Source organism: Acidithiobacillus sp. TH-A36, assembly GCF_057473445.1.
Window position 1 is genome coordinate 1 of record NZ_JBYCKP010000634.1, and the last position, 2,887, is coordinate 2,887.

Genomic DNA, 2,887 nt, shown 5'->3' on the forward strand with positions numbered 1-2,887 from the left:
GCATGCCCTTTAGTGCACCTTTTTAAAAAGCATCACACTAACAATCATCGAAACTCAGGTTTTCGGCTTCCAAACACGCATTCAAGGTCGCCAAGCCACGATTCTGCAGCTGACGTACCGCTTCGCGGCAAATACCCATAAAGCCGCCGACCTCTTCCAGCCCCATGGCAGGCCTTTCCCCAAAACCAAAACGCAGGAACAGGACCTGCCGCTGTTTGAGTGGTAGCGCGTTCAAATGCTGTGCCAATACCTTTTTCATGTGTCGCTGATGCGATAAGTTGTCCGGTGCATAAAGCGTATCTTCAACGGGCTCAAAACACGCCGCCGGGCTTTCGTCCGCATCCGGTGCATGGGTCGAAAACATGTAGGGATTAAAGGTCTCAATGGCCTGCTTTGTTTGTTCGCGCAAGACACGTGTGTCGCCAATCTGCTCACCACGACTTTCGCAACCACGAATTGCTTTGCTCAAATAATCCGGCAGACGAATCAGGTGGGCATGGAAAAGTGCCTTTTGCATATAGCTGCGCACCCAGAAGCTGGCGTAAGAGGCAAAACGGCAACCGGCATCCAGACGAAAGCGATCTGCTGCATGCAGCAGGCCCAGATATCCTTCCTGGATAACATCTTCCCGCGTGATGAACGCGCTTTGATAGTTATTCGACAAGTAATGTACTAACCACATATTTTTCTGCACCAGCCTATCCCGAGCCTTTGCATCTCCGTCCAGCATGCGTTGTACCAGGTCGCGTTCTTCGCTCAGCCCCATACGCCGTGTTGCGCTCTCAGGACATAAGGCGGGGTCATTGGCCGGGAGAGATTCTGGCGGCAGTGCCGTTTCTTCGGCCTCTACACCCGTGAGTGGCAGTGCGCTGACGTCCGTTGCACGGTGCAGGTCTGTTGCACAGTGCGGTCCCGTTGCACGGCGTGAGCCCCTTACAGGAGGTACGCCCCACTCATTCTCCTCTTCCGAAGCGTCAACAACCCATAAAGCATCCAACATGAAACATTTCCAACCATCGCGTTAAAGGCTCAGGGTACCCGATGATGGTGGTTGTTTTCGGGTAATAAAGTGCCAAAATACGCGGTTATTTGGAAAGCACCCTTAAAAAGATCGGTAGTATCTGCGTCGGGATCAATTTGATCCCGGGAATCACAAACCGTTATCTGGGATACGCTTTGCAACCTTTCTGAAATCGACTAATATTAGTTCCGCGTTATTATTGAAAAAACAAAGGCAATATCATGGCAACAGGTACGGTAAAGTGGTTTAACGATAGTAAAGGTTTCGGTTTCATCGTGCAGGATGACGGGAAGGAAGATGTATTTGTGCATCATTCGGCCATTCAGGGCATAGGTTTCAAATCCCTCGCCGAAGGGGAACGGGTCACTTACTCTGTAGTTCGCGGACCGAAAGGACTGCAGGCAGAGGATGTCCGCAGCATAAGCTAAAGCTCACCAAGCGATAGTCGGCAACGCGACAAAAAATCACTCACAAATTCGTCACGCGTAACACTTCTTCCAGACTGGTAACGCCCTCTTTGACACGGCGCAAGCCCGTCTGTCGCATGGTGAGCACCCCCTCGCGGGCCGCTTGGCGCGCCAGGTCGATGGCGGTGCCGCCCTGCATAATGAGCTCCCGCATCGCTTCACTGACGGGCATGACCTGATAGAGCCCAATACGCCCTTTATAACCGGTTTTGTGACATTCATCACAACCGATAGGACCCATAGGCTGCCAGCCTTGCAGGTCTTCTACAGCGAATCCAGCTTCCACCATTGCCTGCTCGGGGATTTTCATCGGCTTTTGGCAATGCGAACACAATTTGCGGGCCAGCCGTTGGGCCAGGACCAGATGCACCCCGCCGGCAATGTTATAGGTTGGAATGCCCATGTTCTCCAGACGGGTCAAGCTCTGGGGTGCGTCATTGGTGTGCAAGGTGGCCAGCACCAAATGTCCGGTCTGGGCGGCCTTGATAGCCGTTTCTGCGGTTTCCAGATCGCGGACTTCACCGACCATAATAATGTCGGGGTCCTGCCGCAAAAAGGAACGCAGGGCAGCGGCAAAATTCAAGCCGATCCGCTCATTGATATTCACCTGATTGATTCCATACACCGGAATTTCTACCGGATCTTCCGCCGTGCTGATATTACAGTCACCCGTATTGAGCATGTTCAATGCGGTATAGAGCGTCGTGGTTTTTGTAGGATACAAATAAAGTTGGGAACAATGAAATAAAGTCGGTAACTTTCAAATAAAGATGGTAACTTATTTCCGTATGCTTATATCCATTGTTTAGGATACGGATCATGCCACCTTGTGGCTTGCACCCTTAAATTGATAAAACAAGGTCGTGGAAGCGTTCGGAAAAGGCTGCCAACTCTGGTCGTTCGCAAGAGGCCTGTTTCGCTGGACTAAACCAGCCTTAACTGTATTCATTTCGTCCGATATCTTTATAATCAACTGATTTACATAATATTTCTTTTACAGATAGATAGATAGATAGGATAGATGAAGATCTTGTTGGTGTAGAGTCTGTTACCAACTTTATTTGTATCCTACACGTACATATCTTCCGAGCATACCCCAACCCTTTTGGAACCCATCGAGCCTAGCTTTCTACGCGCACCGTCTTCTTGCGCTCATTTAAATCCTTGGCCAACACCATATACATGGCGGGTACCACGAACAGCGAGAACAATGCACCAATGGAAAGCCCGGCAAATACTACCAACCCCAACTGAAAACGGCTGACTGATCCAGGTCCATTCACCAGGAGCAAGGGGAGAACTCCGAGTACCATGGCTCCGGTGGTCATCAGAATCGGACGCAGACGGATACTCGACGCCTTTTCCACCGCTTCGCGTTTGCCCAAGCCCTCGTGACGCT

The 2,887-nt window shown here is 50.8% G+C and carries 4 protein-coding genes; 1 reads left to right on the forward strand and 3 read right to left on the reverse strand.

Going from position 1 to position 2,887, the window contains the following annotated elements; genetic code table 11:
- Positions 1-37 precede the first annotated feature (37 nt).
- The gene (locus AC2VLY_RS15805; RefSeq protein WP_486893415.1) at positions 38-1,000 is read right to left on the reverse strand and encodes a sigma-70 family RNA polymerase sigma factor; all 963 of its coding nucleotides are present in this window, start codon (positions 998-1,000) and stop codon (positions 38-40) included.
- Between the two features lie 242 nt (positions 1,001-1,242).
- On the opposite strand from AC2VLY_RS15805, the gene AC2VLY_RS15810 reads away from it, so the two are divergent.
- Positions 1,243-1,449, forward strand: a complete 207-nt coding sequence (locus AC2VLY_RS15810; RefSeq protein ID WP_486893414.1) for a cold-shock protein — start codon at positions 1,243-1,245, stop codon at positions 1,447-1,449.
- A gap of 40 nt (positions 1,450-1,489) precedes the next feature.
- Here the strand turns inward: AC2VLY_RS15810 and AC2VLY_RS15815 are convergent, their stop codons facing one another.
- Positions 1,490-2,212, reverse strand: coding sequence for an ATPase, T2SS/T4P/T4SS family (locus AC2VLY_RS15815; RefSeq protein ID WP_486893412.1), 723 nt, complete (start codon positions 2,210-2,212; stop codon positions 1,490-1,492).
- 397 nt (positions 2,213-2,609) lie between these two features.
- A partial coding sequence (locus tag AC2VLY_RS15820) for an efflux RND transporter permease subunit (protein ID WP_486893410.1) occupies positions 2,610-2,887 on the reverse strand: 278 nt, incomplete at its 5' end.

Bases quoted from the DNA above. Each gene is read 5' to 3' on its own strand.
- AC2VLY_RS15805 (WP_486893415.1), bottom strand. From the start codon at position 1,000: ATGTTGGATGCTTTATGGGTTGTTGACGCTTCGGAAGAGGAGAATGAG.
- AC2VLY_RS15810 (WP_486893414.1), top strand. From the start codon at position 1,243: ATGGCAACAGGTACGGTAAAGTGGTTTAACGATAGTAAAGGTTTCGGT.